The following is a 22,371-nucleotide window of genomic DNA, read 5'->3' as shown; positions in this document are numbered from 1 at the left end:
TGGTCAGACGGGTGTGTCGCGTCAGCACTGCAAGGCCCCGGCATGCCGGGGCCTTCTGCTGTGTGGTGCCGTGCGGAGGGTCATGCAATTGCAGCTGAGCGACATCGTGGCCGAGGTCCGCAGTGGTCAGGCGATGCGCCGGAGGCAGGGCCGGCTCGCTGGCCAGGCGAATTGCCGATAGCGAGCGGAAACCAAAAAGCCCCGGCAGGCCGGGGCTCGTTGGTTCACGCTGTTGCTGCGATCAGAAACTCCAGCCCCAGGTCACCTGTCCGCCGTAGGCGGTCTGGCCGTCGCCGTTGAGTCCCTGCAACGACAATGCCATGCGGCTGTTGGGCGAGGTGATCACGCTGACGCCCACCTCACCGATGGCTGCATTCTTGGCCAGGGTGACGCTTTGCACCGAGAACTGCGCACCGGTGCCGACAAAGCCCGCCGAGCGCTGCACGGCACGGTCGCCGAAGGCATGCCGCCAGCCCACCGAGGCGTAGAGCGAAGCCTGCTCTCCCAGTTGCCAACGCCCGCGCAGGCCTACCGTGCTGGTGGTGAATTCGTCCTTGGCGCTGCGGACCGACAGTGCGGCGATCCCGCCGCGCTCGTTGAACCCATCCGTCTTCAGATGGGTGTAATCGGCCGCGATGAACGGGCTGTAGACCGCGTTGCCGGTGCGCAGGTTCCAGGACGCTTCCAGCGAAGCGGTAACGGCGGTGGCATCGTAATCGCTGGTGAGCCGCTCTTCGAGCACGCCGGGCAGCATCACCCGACGCGAGCCGTCGACGCCGTAGTCGGCGTAGTCCACCGCACCTTGCAGCGAGAACGCAGACCAGTCGGCCTGGCCATACACGCCGACATGCGTACCGTCGATGTCGGCCCGGTCGCCCCACTCGCGCGACCAGCTTTCGATGTCCTGGCTGCCCACCGCAATGCCGACCACGCTGCGCTCCCCGACGCGCCGCTCGGCACCGGCCATGATGCCGTTGTCTTCGCGCCGCACCGAAATGGCATTGGCATCGCCATCGACCCGGTTGGGCAGGCTGCGGCCGGTGATCCACACCGTGGTCTCGCCGATACGGGTGTCCTGGCTGTCGCCACGCAGATGATTGCCGATGCCGCTGTAGAGGAAGCGACTGTCGAGCATCGCAGTGGCGGTGCTCGCATGGCTTTCGCCCGACAGCGACGCAAACGCGGTGGCCACCGCCTGCGCATCGTCCGGGAGACGGACCACGGCCTGGTACACCGGGCTGGTGGTGGGCAGGCCGTCCACTGCGGCGGCGGTGGACTGCTGGTTGGGCGTGGTCACCGCATCGACCATGCCGGTGGTGTTGCGGCCGAAGAAGACCGACAGCCCGGTTGCGCTGGTGCTGACATTCGGGTCGATGAAGGCATAGTCGGAGATGACGTTGGTGAATTGCCCGCTCAGCCCGCCGGCGGCGTTGATCACCGGAATCTCGGTGAACAATGGCAGGTCGGCCGCACGCACCACCTGCAAGGTGCTGCCCGGTGCCAGCGTCGCGGCGCCGCCCACCGTCACCGGCGTCACCACACCGCCGTTGCCCGGCGTGACCTGCACGGTGGAACCGGGGCCGATGGTGGCGTTGCCGCCAATGGTGACGGTGCCGGTGGTCCCGCCGATCGCCAGGGTGCCACCGGACGTGGTGAGGCTGCCGATGGTCCCGCTGCCGGTCAGCGTACCGCCCGGTCCGACCGTCACTGGCCCGCCGAGGGCGGCGCCCGGGTTGGCCGGATTGCCCACGCTCAGGGTGCCCGCGCTGATGGTGGTCGGGCCGGTGAACCCGCTGCTGTCTGCGGTGACCAGCAACGTGCCCAGGCCATCCTTGAGCAGAGTGCCGGTGCCCGACAGCGTGCCGGCGTAGGTTCCATTGGCGTTCTGCAGGAACACCAGCGCGCTGTTGTTGGCGATGTTGCCCTGCAGGCTGTCGGTGTCGCCGATCAGCGTTCCGGCATTGACGGCGGTGCCGCCGAGATAGCTGTTGACCCCATCCAGGGTGACGGCACCAGCGCCGTTCTTGATCAGCGTGCCGCTGCCGCTGATGTTGCCGGCAAAGCTGCCGTCGCCGGCCTGATCGAACACCAGCACTGCGTTGTCGAGGATATTGCCCTGCAGGCTGACGGTGGTGCCCTGCAACGTGCCGCTGGCAATGGTGGTGCCGCCGCCGTAGGTGTTGGTCCCGGCAAGCGTCAGGACGCCGGCCCCCTGCTTCACCACGTTGCCGGTACCGCTGACGGCACCGGCAAACGTGCCATCGGTGGCCTGGTCGAACACCAGCGTGGCGTTGTCCACCACGTTGCCCTGCAGGCTGGCGGTGTTGCCGATCAAGCTGCCCGCACTGACCAACGTGCCGCCGGTGTAGCTGTTGCTGCCGGTGAGCTGCAGGACACCGGTGCCGGTCTTTTCCAGCGACCCGGTGCCGCTGACCACACCGGCGTACACGCCGCCGGTGGTCTGGTTGAACACCAGTGCTGCGTTGTTGGTGATGTCGCCCTGCAGGCTGGTGGTGTCACCGATCAGGCTGCCGGCCGCAATGGTGGTGCCACCGGTGTAGCCGTTCGCCCCATTGAGCAGCAATGCGCCCGCACCGTCCTTGACCACGCCGCCGGTGCCGGTGATCGAACCGTTGAAGACGCCAGTGGCCGCCTGATCGAACACCAGGGTGGCGTTGTCGACAATGGCGCCCTGCAGGCTCGCACTGTTACCCACCAGCGTGCCGGCATCGACCGTGGTGCCGCCGGTGTAGGCATTGCTGCCGGCCAGCGTCAGCGTGCCGGTGTTGGTCTTGATCAGCGCCCCGCTACCGCCGAGGCTGCCGGACAAGGTCAGGTCGGCCGGGTTGTCCACGGTGAGCACGGCACCCAGGTTGATCGTATTGCCCAACGCTGCGGCAATCGCATTGCTGAGCACCGAGTCGCCGGTGACCGACAATGCGCCACCGCCCAACGCCGTGTTGCTGCCAACTGCGAGCGTGCCGGCGTTCAACACCGTGCCACCTGTGTAGCTGTTGGCGCCATCGAGCGTGAGCGTGCTGGTGCCACTCTTGATCAGGCTGCCCGCGCCGCTGATCGGCCCGGACAATGTCAGGTCGTTGCTGCCGAGCACATTCACCGCACCGTCCAGCACCACTGCATTGCCCACCGCCAATGCCTGATTGCTATCGAGGCTGGTGCCGGCCGCAGCCGTCAAGGTGCCAGTGCCCAGCGCCTGGGCATCGCCGAGGACCAGCGTGCCGCCGCCGAGCGCGGTGCCGCCGGTGTAGCTGTTGGCTGCATCCAGGACCAGGGTGCCGGTGTCGAGTTTCTGGAGCGCGCCGGTGCCGCCGATGGCGACATCGATCGTGCCGGTGACACCGGGGTCCACCCGGATGATGGTGGTGGCGGCATTGGCGCTCAGCGCGCCTGCTCCGCCATCGCCGAGCACATAGCCATCGGTGATGAACTGCATGCCGGTGATGCCCTGGGTGCCCTGCACGCCCACCGTGCCGGCGCTGCCGGCGAACACTGCAAAGCTGTTCTGCCAGGCGCTGTTGGTGAGGCCGTCGATCGAGGTCCAGTTGGTGCCGCCCGCGGTCCATGCGGCGGTTCCGCCATCGACGCTGCCGTTGGCCACGGTCTGCGCGCCATCCCAGAACTGCACATTGCTGCCAGGCGACAGCACCACCACGTTGACCTGCTGGGCGAGTGCGGTCTGCAGCGTCAGCTGGGTCGGGTCGATGGTGCCGGGCAGCGTGCCGATATCCAGCCCATTGTTGGTCAGCGCGCCGACGTAATCGATCAGGCGATACACACCCGTGCCGAAGCCGCCGATGTCGGTGATGTTGAGCGTGCCATCCAGGGTCAGGTCGCCGTTGACCGCCAGCACACCGGTCTGGCTGGGCGTGCCCAGCAACGCATCGAGCGTGGCGTTGGGTGCCATGTTCAAGCTGCCGGTGGTCAACACTGCACCACTGGTCACCACCAGCCGACCACCGTCGTTGACGGTGACAGCCGCATCGACCACGCCGCTGCCGCTCAGCGTGGCGCCGGTGCCCACGTTGACCCCGCCGATGCTGGCGAGCGTGCTATCCACATCCAGCGTGCCGCCGGAGATCTGCGTGGTGCCGCCCAGTGCGCTGGCACCGGTGAGCTGCACGGTGCCGTTGCCCACCTTGTCCAGGCTGCCGGCACCGCTCAGGCTGCCGGCAAAGCTGCTGCCGACGTCGTTGACGCCGAGCTGCAAGGTGGTGCCGCCGAGGATGGCGACGTTGCCCTGCCCGGTCACCGCGCCCAGCGCGGCATTGCCGCCCAGCGACAATCCGGCGCCTGCCGCCACATCCACCGCGCTGGTGGTGCCCAGACCGCCGGCAGCGGACGTGGCGAGCACGCCGGCCTGCACGGCCACCGGACCGCTGAAGCTGTTGGCGCCGGACAGGGTCAAGGTGCCCAGGCCGGTCTTGGTCAACGCACCGGTGCCGCTGAGCGTGCCGGTCAGCGCCAGATCGGCTGCATTGGCAATGCTCAGGTCCGCGCCCAGGTTGATGCTGTTGCCCAACGCCAGGGCGATCGCGTTGCTCAAGCTGGCATTGCCCAACACCGACAGGCTGCCGCTGCCCAACGCCGTGTTGCTGCCAACCGCCAGCGTGCCGGCGTTCAACACCGTGCCACCTGCGTAGCTGTTGGCGCCATCGAGCGTGAGCGTGCTGGTGCCACTCTTGATCAGGCTGCCCGCGCCGCTGATCGACCCGGACAATGCCAGGTCGTTGCTGCCGAGCATATTGACCGCGCCGTCGAGCACCACTGCATTGCCTACCGCCAATGCCTGGTTGCTATCGAGGTTGGTGCCGGCCGCAGCCGTCAAGGTGCCAGTGCCCAGCGCCTGCGCATCGCCCAGCACCAGCGTGCCGCCGCCGAGCGCGGTGCCGCCGGTGTAGCTGTTGGCTGCATCCAGGACCAGGGTGCCGGTGTCGAGTTTTTCAATGCCACCGACGCCGGAGACAGCGACGTCGATCGTGGCCGTGGCGCCTGGGTCGACACGGATGGCGGTGAGCGGCGTGGTCAGGTCCAGCGCACCGCCACCGGCATCGCTCAGGCGGTAGCCGTCGGTCACGAACTGCAGCCCACCCACGCCTTGCGTGCCCTGCACGCCTACCGTGCCGGCGGTGCCGGAGAACACCGCAAAGTCGCCCTGCCAGGTGCTGTTGGCCGTGCCATCCTGGCCGGTCCAGTTGGTGGCGGCACCCCACACACCCGCGCCGCCATCGACCGTGCCGTTGGCCACGGTCTGCACGCCGTCCCAGAACTGCACGATGCTGCCCGGCGCGGTGACCACCAGGTTGATCTGTTGTCCGATGGCGGTCTGCAGTGCGAGTTGGCTGATGTCGACACTGCCCGGAATGGTCCCGAACAGCACGCCGTTATTGGTCAACGCGCCGGTGTAGTCGATCAATCGATAGACGCCGGAACCGAAGCCGCCGATGTCGGTGATGTTGAGCGTGCCGTCCAGGGTGAGATTGCCGTTGACCGCGAGCAGACGCGTGGTGCTCGGCGCCGCAAGCGAGACATCCAGCAAGGCACCCGGTGCCAGCGTCAGACCGCCGACGCTGAGCGAGGAGCCACTGGTCAATGCCAGCCGCCCGCCGTCGCCGATGGTCACTCCACTGGCAATGCTGCCGTTGCTGCCGCTACCGGTCAGGGTGCCGCCCAGCGCCACATTCAACGCGCTGGTGCCCAGGCTGCCAATCACGTCCAGGGTGCCGGCGCTGACCTGCGTGGCGCCTCCGATCAGGCTGTTGCCCAGCAGCCGCACGGTGCCGGCGCCGACCTTGTCCAGGTTACCGCCCCCCCCCAGACTGCCGGCGAAGTCGCCACTGCCCAGCTGCAAGGCGGCGCCGGCATCGGTATCGACGCTGCCGGCGCCGCTGAGGGCGTTGATCAAGCCGCCACTGGTCAGGTTCAAGGACGCGCCAGCGGCCACATCGACCGTGCTGGCGTTTCCGAGCGAGGCGGCAGTGCTGGCCACCAGCGTGCCGGTCTGGATCGCGAGCGGGCCGGTGTAGGTATTGCTGCCACTCAGGGTCAAGGTGCCCAGACCGGTCTTGGTCAGGCCGCCCGCACCGCTGATCGTGCCGCTGGCCAGCATGTCCGCTGCGTTGTCGACGGTGAGTGCCGCACCCAGATCGATGCCATTGCCCAGCGCCACCGCAATGGCATTGCTCAACACCGCGTTGCCGATAACCGACAGGCTGCCGGTGCCCAGCGCGGTGTCTGCGCCGACCGCAATGGTGCCGGCGTTGAGTGTGGTGCCCCCGCCGTAGCTGTTGCCGGCCGTGAGCGACAAGGTGGTGGCGCCATTCTTGATCAGGGCGCCGGTCCCGCTGACCACACCGCTCAAGGTCAGGTCGTTGCTGCCGTCCAGGCTGAGCTGGTCGTCCAACTGCACCGCGTTGCCCACATTCAGCGCCGCCGTGGTGTCCAGTTGCGCTGGTCCGCCAACCAGCAGGCCGCCTGCGCCCAAGGCCGCCGCATTGCCGAGCACCAGCCGGCCTGCATCCAGCGTGACGCCACCACTGAACGTATTGGCATTGCCCAGGGTCAACGTCGCCGTGCCCTGCTTGTCGAGACTCCCGGCACCGCTGATCACCCCGTTCAATGCGATGTCCTGGGTGCCCGGCACGCGCAATGCGCCGTTCAACGCGAGCGCGTTTGCCAGGTTCACCGAGGTGCTTGCATCCAGCGTGGTGCCACCGGCCGCCGTCAGCGTGCCGATGCCCAACGCGGTATCGCTGCCTGCCACCAGCCCACCGGATTGCAGCTGCAGGCCGCCGCCCCAGGTATTGGCGCCGTTGAGGGTGAGGGTCTGGGTTCCGCTTTTGACCAGGCTTCCTGCACCATCGATGACGCCGTTGAGTGTCAGGTTCTCACCGTCGATGCCGAGTGCGCCGTTCACCGTGAGCGCATTCTGCAGACTGAGCGCTGTGCCCGCAGTGAGTTGCGTGCCATCGGCTGCGGTGAGTGCCCCGGTGCCGAGCGCGGTGTTGCTGCCGAGCACCAGGGCGCCGGCGTTCAACGCGGTACCGCCGGTGTAGAGGTTATTGCCGGTCAGCGTCAGTGCGCCGGTGCCCTGTTTGATCAGGCTGCCTGCACCGCTCACGGTGCCGCTCAGGTCGAGGGCGTTGTTGCCGGTGAGCGACAGCGCGCCGTTCAAGGTGACGTCGTTGCCTACCGTGGTGGCCGTCGTGGCCTGCAGCTGCGTGCCATCGGCTGCGGTCAACGCGCCGCTGCCCAAGGCGGCGCCCGTGCCGATCAGCAGTGCCCCCGCGTTGAGATCCACACCGCCGGCAAACGTGTTGGTACCGGTCAGCGTGAGCGTCGCGTTGCCGTCCTTGACCAGGCCGCCGGCACCACTGACAAGCCCGGTGAGCGAAAGATCCTGGCTGCCGCCGAGCAGCAGATCGGCATCCAGCACCACGCTGTTGGTGAGCGTGCGCGCGGCCGTGCCATCCAGCAGGCCGCCGGCAACGGTCAAGGTTCCGGTGCCCAGCGCTGCATCGCTGCCCAGCAGCAGGCTGCCGGCGGTCAGACGCGTGCCGCCGGCATAACTGTTGTTGCCGGCCAGGGTGAGGCTGGCGGGGCCGAGCTTGTCCAGGCTGCCGACGCCGGTGATGTCGCCAGTGAGTGAGAGTGCATTACTGCCCGCGATGTTGACCAAGCCGGTCAGTGCAATGGCATTGGCGAGCGTGCTGACTGCAAGGGTATCCAGCGTGGTTCCCGCCGCGGCGGTGAGCGCGCCGACACCCAGGGCGCTGTTGCTGCCGATGGTGAGCTTGCCCGCGCTCAGCGTGGTGCCGCCGGTGTACGCATTGGTTCCGCTCAGGGTGAGATCGCCGCTTCCGGATTTGACCAGGCTGCCGGCACCGGTAATGCCGCCGTTCAAGGTCAGCGCCTGCGCGCCGTCGAGCGTCAGCGCGCCCGTGGCGAGCGCGATCGCATTGCTCAGCACCGTCGGCGTGGTGCCCTGCAAGTTGGCGTTGCCGGTGACGTTCAGCGCGCCGCTGCCCAGCGCGTTGCCATTGGTGAGCTGCAAGGTGCCGGCACTGAGGGTGGTGCCGCCGCTATAGGTGTTCAGCCCTCCCACGGTAAGGGTGCCGGTGCCGAGCTTGCTCAATGCACCGGTGCCGCTGATGGTGCCCGCCAGATTCAGGGCGGTGCCATTGCTGCCCACCCCTACGCTGCCGGTCAGTGCGATGGCATTGCTGAGCGTGGCCGCAGCCGCTGCATCGAGCACGCCACCGCTGGCAGTGAGGGTACCGGTGCCAAGGGCGGCATTGTTACCGACTACCAAGCGTCCACTGCTCAGCGTGGTGCCACCGGTGTAGCCATTGGTGTTGGACAGCGTGAGATCACCCGCGCCGCTCTTGATCAGGCTGCCGCTTCCGTTGACGACACCGCCCAACGTCAGGGCCTGGGCGCCGGTCCAGCTTAGGGGCCCGGACAGGTTGACGGCGTTGCTCAGGGTCAGCGACGCACTGGTGCTCAGGTTGGAGGCGCCGGTGACATTCAACGCACCGGTGCCCAGTGCAGCCGCATTGCCCACCTGCAGGGTGCCGGCGGCGAGCGTGGTACCGCCCGTATAGGTGTTTGCAGCATTGAGCGTGAGTGCGCCGGTGCCGGTCTTGGTAAGGCCGCCCGTCCCTGCAAGCGTGCCGCTCAAGGTGAGCGCATTGCCGCTGGCGCCCAGGCCCAGAGAGCTGTTCAGCGCGAATGTATTGCCCAAGGTCAATGGCGCCGTCGTATCCAGCAGCCCGCCTGCCGCAGTGACGGTGCCGGTGCCGAGTGCGCCAGCGGTTTCCAGCACGGTCGTGCCGGCACTCAGGGTGGTGCCGCCGGCATAGGTGTTGGTCCCGCCAAGGGTCAGCGTGCCCGTGCCGGTCTTGTTCAGTGCTCCGGTTCCACTGATGGCGCCTCCCAGGCGCACGTTGTTCGTACCGCCGATGCCGAGCGCGCTATTGAGCACGACCGCGTTCGGCAGGTTGAGGGCGGTGCCGGCCACCAGGCTGCCACCGGCAGCGGTCACGGTGCCGGTTCCCAACGCGCTGTTGTTGGCAACGGTCACTGCACCGGCACCCAGGTTGACGCCGCCGCTGAAGGTGTTGGTCCCGGTTAGAGTCAATCCGCCGGTCCCGGTCTTGGTCAGTGCCCCGACACCGGCCAGCGTGCTGCCGATGGTGAGGGCATTGCTGCCCTGCACCGTCAGGCCGCCGGCAGCGAGGGTGATGCCACCGGCGGGCGCCAGGGTCAGGCCGGCGGCAGTGGATTCCAAGGTGCCGCCATTGGCAGTGATCGCGGTACCGAGCTGCGCCGGTGTCGAAAATTGCAGGACGCCACCATTGAGCGCGCTGCTACCGAAGTTGCTTGCACCACCCAAGGTCCAGGTACCGCTGTTGACGCGCAGGCTGCCGAAATTGATGTACTGATCCGTGCTCACGGTGCCGGCGCCGGTGGTGCCACTGCCGGTCCCGGTGACGGCGTTCTGCAGGATCAATGTATTGGTGCCGCCGGCACCACCGTCCACGACACCGGTGCGCGCAAAAGTCAGCAGGCCGCTGGGGCCCAGCAATTCCAGCGCCAGGCCACCGCCATTACCGATGCTGCCGCCGGTGACTGCGGTGAAGGTGTTGGTGCTGTTGGCACCCATCGACACGCTACCGGTGATGGTGCCGGCATTGACGAAACTGTTGCCTGTGGCCGAACTCTGAAAGCCGACGCGCCCCTCGATGGTGCCGGTGTTGACCGCGTTGACGGTTCCGCCGCCCGTGACTGCAATCACCGGCGTATCGGCCCCCAGCACCGACAGGTTGAGCAGCGGACGGTTGCTGATCAGGCCAGCATTGTTGATCTGCACGACACCGCTGTTGGCCGAGGTGAGGCCCAGCGCCATGCCGTCGAGATTGAGCAGGTTCGCTCCCAGCAGGCCTCCGGTGCCGTAGATGCTGCCGCCGAGAAGATTGTTGGCCACCACCGACGTGGACGTCGCATTGCCCATGGTGACGCCGCTGCTCAACACGGACAGCAGGCCGAGCACGGACGGATCGATCGAACCACTGTTGTTGAGCGTCGCGTTGGTGCCGTTCAGTGCGATGGCGGTGCCACCGAGCAAACCGGCGGTCATCTGCGTACCGGATGCGACATTGACGGTCAGGTTGTTCGCGCTGCTCGCAAACGCATTGCCGGTCAGCGCCAGGCCCGTGCAGGTGACGGTTGCGCCCGCCGCAGGCAGGGCCGGTGTACACGCGCCCCAGGCCAGCGCTGGCGCGGCGGCCCCCACCGCAAGAATGACCAGGCTCGGCAGTGCGCGGCGTGTGGACCCAGGTTTACGTCGCCGCCGTACCAATTCATGCGTGACCACCCAATTGCCAATGGCCGCATTCCAGACAAGCGCAAATGCACGATTCATCCTGATTCCCCCCTGATAGCCGCGCTAAGAAGTTGCGTGCACACGCACACGCGCCCCCGAAGACGAGTGAACTAACGATCGAGATGCTGAAAGCGTGAGCCGCTTCAGCTCAGTCGCTTGAGGTCGATAATGATTAATACCAATCCCGTCAGCCGACTGCGCAGATTAATAGGCGATCCGCCTCGAATTAAACTGTGACGAATATCAATAACCTTGAACGCACCTGTTGCACGGATATAATCTGCGAACCAGTTTGCATCTGCCCGCTTAGACGTGAAGTGCCGGGAATCGCGAGCGAGAAACTCGTTCTTGCGAGGTATATTTCCTTGCGATATCAGCGGCTTGGCGTCCAGAGCCATACGGTCATCGCGCTGCTCTGGCTGAATTCATCAAGCGAGCTCATTGAATAACGCAGGTGAAAGCGAGCCGAGCGATATGTCGACATGGTTTTGGAAACCATCTCGCACTGCAATACAGGAGCGGCAAGGGATTATCTGCCTGAGTCCGTTTGGATCGATATAGCCACTGCAATGGTCGACGCCGATTGTCCGATGCGTTATTGGTATATCGCATCCGTGCTCAGCCCTTTAAATTATTAATCGCATGCCGCGGTCGCGCTTGTTACTTCCGGCGCTCCGGGCAACGGGTGAGGAGTGTGTGATGGAATATGACGGCGCAGGTCGTCACTCATCGATGACCCCGGTTTGTTTCTAGTAGCCATGCAGTGTGTGATCTTCAACACGGAACCTGACGACATGACGCTTGCTCTGGACGACAAAACGCAGGACCGCCAGTTCGACTGGTCAGGTGTGCCAATCGATCTCGGCGGAATGGAACCGCTGGAGCAGATTGCACGGCTGGTGTGCCATGCACTGGTAGCGCCGGCCGCCGCGTTGACCATTACCGAAGGCGGCCGCATGCGGGTTCTTGCGGCGCGCGGCATCAGCACCAGCCATGTCGAACAAGCCATGGCCCTGTGTGAGCGTGTGCCGGCGTCGGCCAATGGCGTGTTCGAACTCATCGAACACGCGGCGCTCGCGCCGATCCAGCTCGGCGATGCGGCATTCCCGGGTCTTCCCGCACGTTTCATCGCCTGCGTGCAGGTCGGCGCGCCGCAAGCCGGGATCACGGGCGCCTTGTGCGTGATCGATACGCGCGAACGCAGGCTGGCCAGTCAGGAGCATCAACAGCTGCTGATGTTTGCCAACGTGGCAGCTGCGCAGCTGGAACTGCAATTCGGTGCCGGCCGCCGCGAGCCGCATAGCGGCCTGCTCAATGCGCGTCAGCTGCAATCGGATCTGGATGCGCTCGCCTTCGGCAGCCATGCCGTGCCGACCATCGCCGCCTTCATCGAGGTCTACGACACGCAGGCTGCCAACGAGGCACGTCAGGCACTCGGAATGCAGCCGCTGGAGGAATTGATCAGGCATGCCAGCCTCGTGCTGACCCGTGCGCTGCGTGGCAAGGCCACGGTCTACCACGTCGCGCCGATGCGCTTTGCGTTCTTCCTTCTGAACTCCGCGCCGGACGAAATGGAGGACCTGCTGCTGGACCTGCGCGACATGCTGCACAAACCGGTGGACGCGGCCGGCGTACCGATGTCGCTGACCTTCCATGCCGGTGTGGTGCGCTTCGCGCCGCAGCAGCCGGACACCAACGATGTCATGCGCAAGGGCCTGGTGTCGCTGGGCGATGCGATCAACAACCATGCCGTGGTGTGCTGGTACAGCGCCTCGCAGGACGACGCCATCCAACGCTCGTACCGCCTGGCGCTGGATGCGGAAAAGGCGCTGGACGCCGGCGACTTCCGGTTGGTGTTCCAGCCGCGTATCGATCTGGAGGACCTGTCGGTCATCGGTTTCGAGGCGCTGCTGCGCTGGCATCACGCCAGTCTGGGACCGATTGGCCCGGATGAATTCATCCCGCTGTTCGAAAAGACCGCGCTGATGTGCACCGTCACCAACTGGGTGATCGAGAGCGCCCTGACGCAGTTGGCGCAATGGCGCGCCCAGGGGCTGGATTTCTGCATCTCGATCAACCTGTCTTCGCGCGATTTCGGCAACATCAATCTGGCCGCGGACGTGATCAACCGCTGCAACGACCTGGGCATTCCGACCACGCGGATCGAGCTGGAAATCACCGAGGGGCGCTGGTTGCGCAGCAATGTGGAGGCCGTGCCACGCCTGCGCGCCCTGCGCGACGCCGGGGTCAGCGTGGCGATCGACGACTTCGGTACGGGCTACAGCAATTTTGGCTATCTCACCGAACTGCCGGTCAATGTGCTCAAGCTGGATCGGTCACTGGTCACCGGCATCGCCACCAAGGCCGGCATGCAGATGCGCGCCGAAGCAGTGGTACGGCTGGCCAGCGCCCTGGGATACCGCACCGTCGCCGAAGGCATCGAGCATGCCGACGAGATCGCGCTGCTGCGCAGTTGGGGCTGCGATGAAGCGCAGGGCTATCTGCTGTCCAAGCCAATGGAAGCCCACGTGGTCGCCGCCTACGTGCAGGAGGCCAGCGCACGTCGCCGGCTGCCCTGACCTGCGTGCCTGGGGCGCATGCGGCGCCCTGCCGTGGCCCGGCCACCTCAGTTACACATCAAGGCGGCAGGTTGAACGCGACGTGCTGGCGCAGGCCGCTCAGCGATGTGGCAGCGCGTAATCCAGCGCCGCGCAGATTGCCGTCACCTGCGCCGTATTGCATTGTGCAGGCGTGGCGCGCGGGCTGTCCGGATAGACTTCGGTGGTGGTGCGATAGCGTGCGTTCGTGACTCCCGCACACAGGCCCAGACGCCGCACCGGGTAATGGATGACGCCATGGCCGGCCACCGGCGCGCCGATGAGCTGGCCTTGCGCATCGGCCGGCGCAATATGCGTCACCTGCTCCACCGCAGCGATCACCGCCTGCTGAAAGGCGGGCTGCGGATCTTCGCTGTCGCCAACCAGATAGAAGCCGTCCGGAATGCTGCCGGGAACGAACGCCACGCCGTCGCGTGCCGCCAGCGCAGGACGGAACTCGCTCTCGTCGCTGTCGGTGGTCTCATGCAGATCGATATGCACCAGCATCGAGCCAGCGGTGGCCGCCACCAGTTGCATCAGTGCCGCCGATTCTGCAGCCGGGCTGTTGGCGCGGAACGCACGATTGGGGTCGACTGCCTCGGCGTTCCAGCGTTGGATCCGCTCATAGCCCCACGGATTGACGCAGGGCGCGACCAGCAGATTGCACGTGCCCGCGTAATCGGCTGCGCGCAGCTGCAGGAACTGCAGTGCGCCGTGGACCCCGCTCGTCTCATAGCCATGCACGCCGCCGGTCACCAGCGCGCACGGCAGGCGCGGGTCCCAGCGGGCGCTGCGCAGCGCCAGCAACGGGTACCGGGTTTGTTCGGCAACGACAGTGCCGTAGGGAATCAGTTCGTAGCGGTCGGCCAAGGCCTCGATCGGACGCACAACCTCGTCCCTGTGACTGCGCTGCACGCGCTGACGGGCGCGCCATGCGTTGCGTTCGTCTTCGCCCCAGGCGTGGCCAGGGGTGCCGATCGGGTAGCCGGAATGCGGAGTCATACGTAAAACCATTGCCAGAGAGGGCGCAAGGGTAAGCGCTTGCGTTGCAGAAACAAAAAAGGCCCCGCAGTGCGGGGCCCATCGGGCTGCCGTCAATCACCGGCAGACCAGGTTCACTTCTTGGCAGTGACGCCCGGTGTGGCATCGCGGACCAGGAATTCTTCGGTCAGCTCGGGCAGATGCGCCAGCAGCCAGTCGGACATGGCCTGCTCCTGCGGCAGGATCTGCTCGCATACGCGCTGGGTCTCGATGTCGCCCACCGTCTTTGCCGCGCCCAGCAGCGCGGTGTAGGTGGCGATCTCCAGGTTCTCGAACACGTAGCTGGCCATCGCTCCCTTCACGATCTCGTCGGAGGTGGTCATGCCGCCCATCGCCTGGCCAAAGGCAGCCATCTTGCCCATGGTGTCCTTGATCACCGACGGCGAGCCGCCGAGGCGTTCGATACAGGACTCGACCAGGCGCTGCTGGCCCAGGGTCTCTTCCAGATGCTGCTCGATGCGCGCCTTGAGCTTGGGGTAGTGCTCGATACGCGCAGCCTGGGCCTTGAGCATCTGCTCGGCCTGCTGCTCCATGGCATGCGCGTCGCGCAGCCAGTCCATCAAATTCTCTTTGGGTTCGGCCATGTGCAATCTCCTGTTGGTGTGCGATGGCTCCAGCCTGGCCCGCAGCGCATGAAAGATGCGGCTGCTTGGAGTGAATGTTGCGTGGCGCTTGCACACGCCGTTGACATGGGGGCTGCATGCGTGACAGCGCAGCGCATCTGGTAGCCGCCGGCTTGGGCAGCGCGGGCCTCAGGAGCGTGGGCTTCAGACCCGGGGCAAGATACGTTGCGCCCGGCATCGTGCGTGGTCACGGCTGACCACACCACATGCATCGTCAACTTTCTTGCCGCGCAGGCAAGGCGCTCGTCCACGCCCCTGCAAATTCTGCCGACCGTGCGCCCTGCGTACGGCCAACAGCGAAATTTTTCCCTGCAATCGATGGCGTGCAGTTGCAGGGGTGCAAAAATTTCCGCTCGGCGCGTCGGCACGTTTCGGATCAGGCAGTTATCGCTGCCGCGTTTGTCGCGACCTCACCATGGCTGCTGTCGAGGCCGGCGGCGTGCAATCGATTGTCTACCAGGCCCGTAGCAAGCGCCCGGCGCAAAACGCAGCAGGCCCCACGCCGCATGGCGCAGGGCCTGCATTCCACGCGCCGCGTCGGCATGCCCTCGCATGCCGCTGCGGGTTACGCGGATTCTTCCTGTGGCTTGGCCTGCTTGGAGCGCCCGCCCTTGCTGCCGATACGCGACATATGATCGCGATCGCGGCTCACCGCCTGGCCGCCCTTCCGACCTGCTTCGCGTGCCTCGTCACTGGTGAATTCGTGCGCATTGCCGCTGGCATGCGCGGCCTTGCCACCGCTGCTGGCCAGCAGGCGGCGCTTTTCCGGGTCCAATGCGGCAAAGCCGCGCCGGCTACGAGTACTGTTCTGACCGTCTTCCACTGTGCCTCCTCTCGATGCTTCGGGTACGTCATTGGGTAATGGGCTTACCGCAACAATCGTGCCAACCCGAAACACCAGGCCCGGCGGGGGCAGACGGACACAGGCAGGAAAAAACCGCTGCGCTCGCTGTGCAAATCTTGCACACCTACCCGAGCTGCGCCGGACCCGTTGCGGTGCAAAGGCAGGTAGCGCTACCAGCCCAACCCGAACGGCATCACTCCGAGGCCTCCGGCGCCGCTAGAGCAAGGTGACGTCATGCGCGCGGACGATCAGTTGGTCCTGCCGAAAGCGCCGTTCCAGATCGGCGCGATAGCTGTGCCACCAGGCTGTATCCAGGGTGTCGGCCATGACCTCGTAGATCACCAGGTCGTCGCGCACCAACTGTGCGCCATCTTCCCGCCAGGCCCCGCTCACCGGCGCCCGGGTGTAGGCGGTGATGCCACCGAAGCGCTCGGCCAGCTCGCTGTGGACACGGTCGAACAGGCTCGATGCAAACGGCTGGCGCTGGTTATCGGTCAGCGGCAGCAGCAACTGGATCAGATACATGCGGTGCCCACCTTTGGGTCGGTCGGAGGTGTGTCGACAGGAGCCGGGTGTTCCTGCAGCAGCGCCAGCACATGTTCGGCGATGCTCAGGCACGCGGTCAGCCCCGGCGATTCGATGCCGAACAAATTGACCAGGCCAGGGATGCCGTGCCGTGCCGGTCCATCGATGCGGAAGTCCGCGTCCGCAAGCTCCGGCCCGTGGATCTTCGGGCGCACGCCGCAGTAGCCGGGCTGCAGGGCATCGTCCGGCAGGCCTGGCCAGTACCGGCGGATGGCAGCGACAAACGCGGCCGTCGGCGCAGGTGCGCAAACATAGTCCGGTTGCGCTACCCATTCCACGTCCGGGCCGAAACGCGCCCGGCCGTGCAGGTCGAGGGTGAGATGCACGCCCAGCCCACCCGGCTCGGGCAGCGGATAGATCAGCTGCCGGAACGGAGCCCGACCGGCCAGGGTGAAATAGCTGCCCTTGGCGAAGTACGCCTGCACCTGCGCATGCGCGGGTAGGCCCGCGATCGTAGCGGCCAGCGATGGCGCGCCATGACCGGCCGCATTGATCAACCAGCGGCAGGTGAGCGAGGTGGCAGAATCGTCGGCAATCACCACGCGCACTCCCTGCGCCACCGGTTCGACGCGCTGCACCGCCGTGCGTAACGCGAAGGTGGTGCCGTGCGCCTGTGCATCGCCCTGCAATGCCAACATCAGCGCATGGCTGTCGACGATGCCGGTGCTCTGCGATTCCAGTGCAGCGACGCACTGCAGTGCGGGCTCGCGGGCGCGGACCTGGGCAGCGCTGAGCGGAACCAATGCGGGGGCATGACTGAGCGCCGCACTGTGCTGCAGGCGATCGAGTTGTTGCTGCTGTGCGTGATCGCAGGCGACGACGAGCTTTCCGCAGCGTCGGTGCGGCACGTTGCGGTGTGCGCAGTACGCATAGAGCAAGGCATTACCGCGGACGCACAACCGTGCCTTCAACGAACCGGGCCGATAGTACAGACCAGCATGTATCACCTCGCTGCTGCGCGCACTGGTGCCCGTACCGATGGCCGCTTCCGACTCCAGCACCAGCACCGTGTGGCCCTGCACGGCGAGGCAACGTGCGATGGCGAGCCCGACGACGCCTGCGCCCACCACGATGCATTCGACGTCATGCATGACTACGCTCGTTCGACGGCGGGCCAGTGTAGCGACCCGGCGCAATGCGCGGGTTGTTGCGACCGTTCTCACTGGCTTCTCACGATCAGATCCTACTATCGATGTGCGTTTCGCCACGTTTACAGCTGTTTTTGAGTGGCCTCCCCTGCCGCATTCGACACATGCACATCCACTCCACCCGCGCGCGACCATCGGTCGCACGGTTCGGATGTGCATTGGTCAAAGGAGTTTCAATGGACGCACCGCGTTCGGTCTTGCTGGCCTCCAACTACCAGGCCTGGCCAGAAGCATTCAATGGACAGGCGTATGCATTGCTCAACGTCGTCCGCAACCTGGAACATGCACAGCTGCTGTGTCCGCCGGCAGCGGACTATACAAGCGGACGCGGCGTCACTCCGAGCGTGTCGTACCTGGTCAACGAGCTTGCGTATCGCAGTGTGTCCGCGCTGCGGCGTTTGAGCGGCCGCCCCGCCCTGTCCAATGCGCAACCGCAGCGGCTGGACCGTGACTACGACCTGTTCTTCTACGTGTGCCAGTTTCCCAAGGAGTTGAGCACGCTCGCGCGCATCGATGGCTGGCACCAGCGCTGCCAGCTGCGTGCGGTGTACCTGTTGGAGACCTGGCCGGAACTGCTGCATTCGCAGAAAGCCGAGCTGCAGGTGCTGGATCAGTTCCATCACGTGTTCGTGCTCAATGCCAGTTGCGTGGATGCATTGCAGCAGTACACCCGCACGCCGGTGTCGTTTCTGGCCAGCGCCTGCGACACCGTGCTGGCCACCCCCGTGCCACGGCCGCCGCAGCGCTGCATCGATGTGCTGAGCATCGGGCGGCGCATGCCCCAGGTCCATGCGCAACTGCTCGACCATGCGCGGGCACACCCGGAGTTCTTCTACCTGCACGATGCGCTGCGCGGCGGCGCGGTGCCGGACTGGTCTGCGCATCGCTTGCAGTCCGCGGCGATGATCAAGCGCGCCAAGTTCTTCATGGCACACGACTTCACCGTGGATACGGCAGGCGTCTTCAAGGGCGTGCAAAAGCAGGCGTTGGCCACACGGTATTTCGAAGGCGCGGCAGGCGGCGCCGTGATCGTCGGCTCGGCGCAACGCTGCCCGGAGTTCGGCCAGTTCTTCGATTGGGAGGACGCGGTGATCGAGCTGCCGCCGGCACTGGACGACATTGGCGCCTTCCTGCAGGAGCTGGAGCAGCAGACCGACCGCCTGGCACGGGCGCGCGTCCACAACACGGTGCAGTCACTGCGCCGGCACGATTGGGCACACCGCTGGGCGCAGGTGCTCGACACCCTGCAGTTGCCGCGCCCACCGTTGCTGGCCGAGCGCATCGCCCTGCTCGACAGTCTGGCCGCCATGGCCGAGCACGCCGCCTCCCCGCCGACGCTGGCGATGAGCTTGACCGCGTGACCGCAGCGCCGCATGTGTTTCAGATCGAGGGATCAGCAATGAAAGCAGTCATTCTGGCGGGCGGACTGGGCACGCGCCTTTCCGAGGAAACCGCCATCCGCCCCAAGCCCATGGTGGAGATCGGCGGCAAGCCGATCCTCTGGCACATCATGAAGATCTACGCCCATCACGGCATCCAGGATTTCATCGTCTGTCTGGGCTATCGCGGCGAGGTGGTCAAGGATTTCTTCATGAACTACCACATGCGCGAGTCGGACGTGACCTGCGACCTCGGCAGCAATACCACCACCTTGCACAACACCCGCGCCGAGCCGTGGCGGGTGACGCTGGTGGACACCGGGGCGCAGACCATGACCGGCGGGCGCCTGCGTCGGGTGCGTGAGCATCTGCGCGGCGAATCGGCGTTCTGCATGACCTATGGCGACGGCGTGGCCGACATCGACATCGGTGCGGCCATCGCGCTGCATCACCGCGAAGGACGGCTGGCCACGGTCACCGCCGTGCAGCCACCGGGGCGCTTTGGCGCACTGCGCCTGGACGGTGGGCAGGTGACCGGTTTCCGCGAGAAGCCGGTCGACGGCGATGGACTGATCAACGGGGGCTTCTTCGTGCTCGACCCGCAAGTGATCGACGTGATCGAGGACGACAGCACGGTCTGGGAAAACAGCCCGCTGGAAGCGCTGGTCGACCGCGACCAGTTGAGTGTCTATCGCCACGACGGGTTCTGGCAGCCCATGGACACCTTGCGCGACCGCAACCATCTGGAAACCCTCTGGTCCACCAATCGCGCGCCCTGGCGCGTGTGGGAGTAAGCATGCGCATTCTGATCACCGGCAACATGGGCTATATCGGCCCGGTCGTGGCCGCGCACCTACGTCAGCGCTATCCGCAGGCCTGGCTGGTCGGCATCGACCGCGGCTGGTTTGCGCACTGCCTGTCCGACCCGCGACGGCTGCCGGAAGTGGTGCTGGACCAGCAGTGGTTCGGCGATGTGCGCGATCTCGATGCGCAGCAGCTGCGCGGGTTCGACGCGGTGGTGCATCTGGCGGCGATTTCCAACGATGCGATGGGCAAGCGCTTCGAGCAGGTCACCGATGCGATCAACTGCCGTGCCAGCGTCGCCGTGGCAGAGGCTGCCGCGCAGGCGGGCGTGGGGCATTTCGTGTTCGCGTCCAGCTGCAGCGTGTATGGCGCAGCAGCCGATGGCACGCCGCGGTCCGAGCGCAGCGATGTCGCGCCGCTGACCGCCTATGCGCACTCCAAGATCGACACCGAACGTGCGCTCGCGCGCCTGGACACCCGCATGGTGATCACCTGCCTGCGCTTTGCCACTGCATGCGGCGCGTCGCCACGGCTGCGGCTGGACCTGGTGCTCAACGATTTCGTCGCCGGTGCGGTGGCCAACGGCAGCGTCGAGGTGCTGTCGGACGGCTCGCCGTGGCGGCCACTGATCCACGTGCGCGACATGGCACGTGCCATCGACTGGGCATCGCGTCGCGCACCGGACAACGGTGGGCAGTTCCTGTTCGTCAATGCGGGCGCGCAGCGCTGGAACGTGCAGATCCGCGATCTCGCCCAGGCCGTGGGTGTGGCATTCCCCAGCGCAAGCGTGTCGGTTTGCGCCGATGCACCGGCAGACAACCGCTCCTACCGGGTGGATTTCTCCCTGTTCGAACGGTTGGCGCCTGCGCATCAGCCGCAGGAGACACTGCGCTCCACCATCACCGAACTGCGCGATGACCTGCAGCGTGCCGGCTTTGATGATCGCGACTTCCGCCGGAACTCGGACTTCATTCGCCTGCGGATCCTGCAGCAGTTGGTCGACGCGGGCACGCTGGCAGCGGACCTGAGGGCAGCGGCATGATCTTCCACCCCACGCCGCTGGCAGGTGCGTTCGTGATCGCGCCGGAACCGCGCGGCGATGCGCGCGGCTGGTTTGCACGGGTGTTCTGCAGCGACGAAATGGCGCAGGCCGGTCTGGCCTCTGCGTTCGTCCAGGTCAACAACTCGTTCAATGCCGAAGCCGGCACCTTGCGCGGCATGCACTACCAGTTGCCGCCCGCCGCCGAGGTCAAGATCGTGCGCTGCATCGGCGGGGCGCTGTGGGATGCCATCGTCGACCTGCGCCCGGATTCGCCCACCTATCTGCAGTGGTACGGCACCGAGCTCAGTGCCGACAACCGTCTGGCGCTGTATGTGCCGCGCGGCTTTGCGCATGGCTTCATCACCCTGCAGCCGCAGACCGAAGCGCTGTACTTCGCCAGTGCCATGTATGCACCGCAGGCCGAACGCGGGCTGCGCTGGGACGATGCGCGCATCGGCGTGCGCTGGCCGCGCGTACCGCAGTGCGTCTCCGACAAGGACACCGGCTGGCCGGACTTCGATGCGCAGGCCCACGGCATTCCCCTGCTGGCCGGGCTCACCGCGCAGGAGCGCGCATGAACGTGGATCGCTTGTTGCAGGCGCGTGCAGCCGCCGGGCGCCCGTTGCAGGTGGGGTTGTACGGCGCCGGTTTCATGGCGCGCGGGCTGGTCAACCAGATCGCCCAGGCAGTGCCGGGCATGCGCGTGGCGGTGATCTGCAACCGCAGCGTGGACAAGGCGCTGGAGGCCTATCGGCAGGCCGGCCAACAGGCGCAGCTGGTCGATGGCGCCAGCGCCTTGCAGCGCCAGATCGCTGCCGGCATCCCGGCCGTCACCGACGACCCGGCGCTGGTCTACGAATGCGCCGGCCTGGATTGCCTGATCGATGCCACCGGCGCCATCGACTACGGCGCCCGCATCAGCCTGGGCGCGATCGCCAACGGCCGCCATATGGTCACGATGAATGCCGAGCTCGATGGCACCGTCGGCCCGCTGCTCAAGCGCAAGGCCGACGCGGCCGGGGTGATCTTCAGTGCCTGCGATGGCGACCAGCCGGGCGTACAGATGAACCTGTACCGCTTCGTGCGCTCGATCGGCCTGACCCCGTTGCTGTGCGGCAACATCAAGGGACTGCAGGACCCGTATCGCACCCCGGCCACGCAAGCCGCATTTGCGGCGCAGTGGGGGCAGGACCCGCACATGGTGACCAGCTTCGCCGACGGCACCAAGATCAGCTTCGAACAGGCCATCGTGGCCAATGGCACCGGCATGTCGATCCTGCAGCGTGGCATGACCGGCTACACGCACCGCGGGCATGTGGACGAGTTGACCACGCGCTACGACATCGACGCCTTGCGCGCGGCCGGAGGCGCGGTGGATTACGTGGTCGGCGCCCTGCCCTCGCCGGGCGTGTTCGTGCTGGCCAGCCACGACGATGCCAGGCAGCGGCACTATCTCAATCTCTACAAGCTCGGCGAGGGCCCGCTGTACAGCTTCTACACGCCGTATCACCTGTGCCATTTCGAGGTGCCGTTGTCGGTTGCGCGCGTGGTGTTGATGGGCGATGCGGTGTTGCAGCCGCTGGGGGCGCCGCTGGTCGAGGTGGTCGCCACCGCCAAGCGCGACCTTGCCGCAGGCGAGATCATCGACGGGCTGGGCGGTTACATGAGCTACGGCCAGTGCGAGCGTGCCGACCTCACCGCAGGGGCGCGGCTGCTGCCGATGGGCGTGGCCGAAGGCTGCGTGCTGCGCCATGCGGTGCGCAAGGACCAGGTGCTCAGCTACGACGATGTGCAGCTTCCCGGGCACCGTCTGATCGACCGCCTGCGCGCCGAGCAGGCCGACATGTTCGGCAACGCTGCCGTGCCGGCCGCCTGACCGCAGGCGGGCCTCCCGCACCTGCGCTGC

Annotated in this window: 13 protein-coding genes; 6 read left to right on the top strand and 7 right to left on the bottom strand. The window is 66.4% G+C overall.

Annotated features, from left to right (window positions below; translation table 11 throughout):
- Positions 1-241 precede the first annotated feature (241 nt).
- Both ACCQ12_RS10205 and ACCQ12_RS10200 read right to left on the bottom strand, forming a co-directional pair.
- Positions 242-10,441 carry an autotransporter-associated beta strand repeat-containing protein gene (locus ACCQ12_RS10205; RefSeq protein ID WP_372383511.1) on the bottom strand — a complete coding sequence of 3,400 codons (10,200 nt, stop codon included), beginning with the start codon at positions 10,439-10,441 and terminating at the stop codon, positions 242-244.
- 104 nt (positions 10,442-10,545) lie between these two features.
- On the bottom strand, positions 10,546-10,800 hold the full coding sequence (locus tag ACCQ12_RS10200; protein ID WP_372383510.1) for a hypothetical protein: 255 nt from the start codon (positions 10,798-10,800) through the stop codon (positions 10,546-10,548).
- 369 nt (positions 10,801-11,169) lie between these two features.
- Between ACCQ12_RS10200 and ACCQ12_RS10195 the strand changes: the two genes are divergently transcribed.
- Positions 11,170-12,981 carry an EAL domain-containing protein gene (locus ACCQ12_RS10195; protein WP_372383509.1) on the top strand — a complete coding sequence of 604 codons (1,812 nt, stop codon included), beginning with the start codon at positions 11,170-11,172 and terminating at the stop codon, positions 12,979-12,981.
- 99 nt (positions 12,982-13,080) lie between these two features.
- Here the strand turns inward: ACCQ12_RS10195 and ACCQ12_RS10190 are convergent, their stop codons facing one another.
- From ACCQ12_RS10190 to ACCQ12_RS10170, 5 genes are all read right to left on the bottom strand, one after another.
- On the bottom strand, positions 13,081-14,001 hold the full coding sequence (locus ACCQ12_RS10190) for a M14 family metallopeptidase (protein ID WP_372383508.1): 921 nt from the start codon (positions 13,999-14,001) through the stop codon (positions 13,081-13,083).
- A 113-nt stretch (positions 14,002-14,114) separates the two neighbouring features.
- Positions 14,115-14,624, bottom strand: coding sequence for a ferritin-like domain-containing protein (locus tag ACCQ12_RS10185; RefSeq protein ID WP_039411375.1), 510 nt, complete (start codon positions 14,622-14,624; stop codon positions 14,115-14,117).
- Between the two features lie 604 nt (positions 14,625-15,228).
- Positions 15,229-15,486 (bottom strand): KGG domain-containing protein, encoded by a 258-nt coding sequence (locus ACCQ12_RS10180; RefSeq protein ID WP_039411372.1) that lies wholly within the window; start codon positions 15,484-15,486, stop codon positions 15,229-15,231.
- Between the two features lie 237 nt (positions 15,487-15,723).
- Positions 15,724-16,032 (bottom strand): hypothetical protein, encoded by a 309-nt coding sequence (locus ACCQ12_RS10175; RefSeq protein WP_047695135.1) that lies wholly within the window; start codon positions 16,030-16,032, stop codon positions 15,724-15,726.
- Positions 16,023-17,183, bottom strand: a complete 1,161-nt coding sequence (locus ACCQ12_RS10170; RefSeq protein ID WP_372383593.1) for an NAD(P)/FAD-dependent oxidoreductase — start codon at positions 17,181-17,183, stop codon at positions 16,023-16,025. Before ACCQ12_RS10170 ends, ACCQ12_RS10175 begins: the two co-directional genes overlap by 10 nt.
- Before the next feature lie 233 nt (positions 17,184-17,416).
- On the opposite strand from ACCQ12_RS10170, the gene ACCQ12_RS10165 reads away from it, so the two are divergent.
- From ACCQ12_RS10165 to ACCQ12_RS10145, 5 genes are read left to right on the top strand one after another with little or no spacing between them, the layout of a single operon-like run.
- Positions 17,417-18,601, top strand: coding sequence for a glycosyltransferase family protein (locus ACCQ12_RS10165; RefSeq protein WP_372383507.1), 1,185 nt, complete (start codon positions 17,417-17,419; stop codon positions 18,599-18,601).
- Positions 18,602-18,639: 38 nt separating this feature from the next.
- Entirely contained in the window at positions 18,640-19,413 is a 774-nt protein-coding gene (rfbF, locus tag ACCQ12_RS10160) for a glucose-1-phosphate cytidylyltransferase (protein WP_104580641.1), read from the top strand.
- Positions 19,414-19,415: 2 nt separating this feature from the next.
- Positions 19,416-20,465 (top strand): NAD-dependent epimerase/dehydratase family protein, encoded by a 1,050-nt coding sequence (locus ACCQ12_RS10155; RefSeq protein ID WP_047695139.1) that lies wholly within the window; start codon positions 19,416-19,418, stop codon positions 20,463-20,465.
- Positions 20,462-21,043: a dTDP-4-dehydrorhamnose 3,5-epimerase gene (gene rfbC / locus ACCQ12_RS10150; protein WP_355603163.1), complete on the top strand. Its 582-nt coding sequence runs from the start codon at positions 20,462-20,464 to the stop codon at positions 21,041-21,043. The genes ACCQ12_RS10155 and rfbC overlap by 4 nt, the downstream gene beginning before the upstream one ends.
- Positions 21,040-22,341: an NAD(P)H-dependent oxidoreductase gene (locus ACCQ12_RS10145; RefSeq protein WP_047695142.1), complete on the top strand. Its 1,302-nt coding sequence runs from the start codon at positions 21,040-21,042 to the stop codon at positions 22,339-22,341. Before rfbC ends, ACCQ12_RS10145 begins: the two co-directional genes overlap by 4 nt.
- The last annotated feature ends 30 nt before the right edge of the window (positions 22,342-22,371 follow it).

The organism is Xanthomonas sp. NCPPB 1068 (assembly GCF_041479385.2).
Classification (GTDB): Bacteria; Pseudomonadota; Gammaproteobacteria; order Xanthomonadales; family Xanthomonadaceae; genus Xanthomonas; species Xanthomonas cannabis.
Note: the sequence above shows the minus strand (reverse complement) of the source record. Positions and strands in the feature narration are given on the sequence as shown.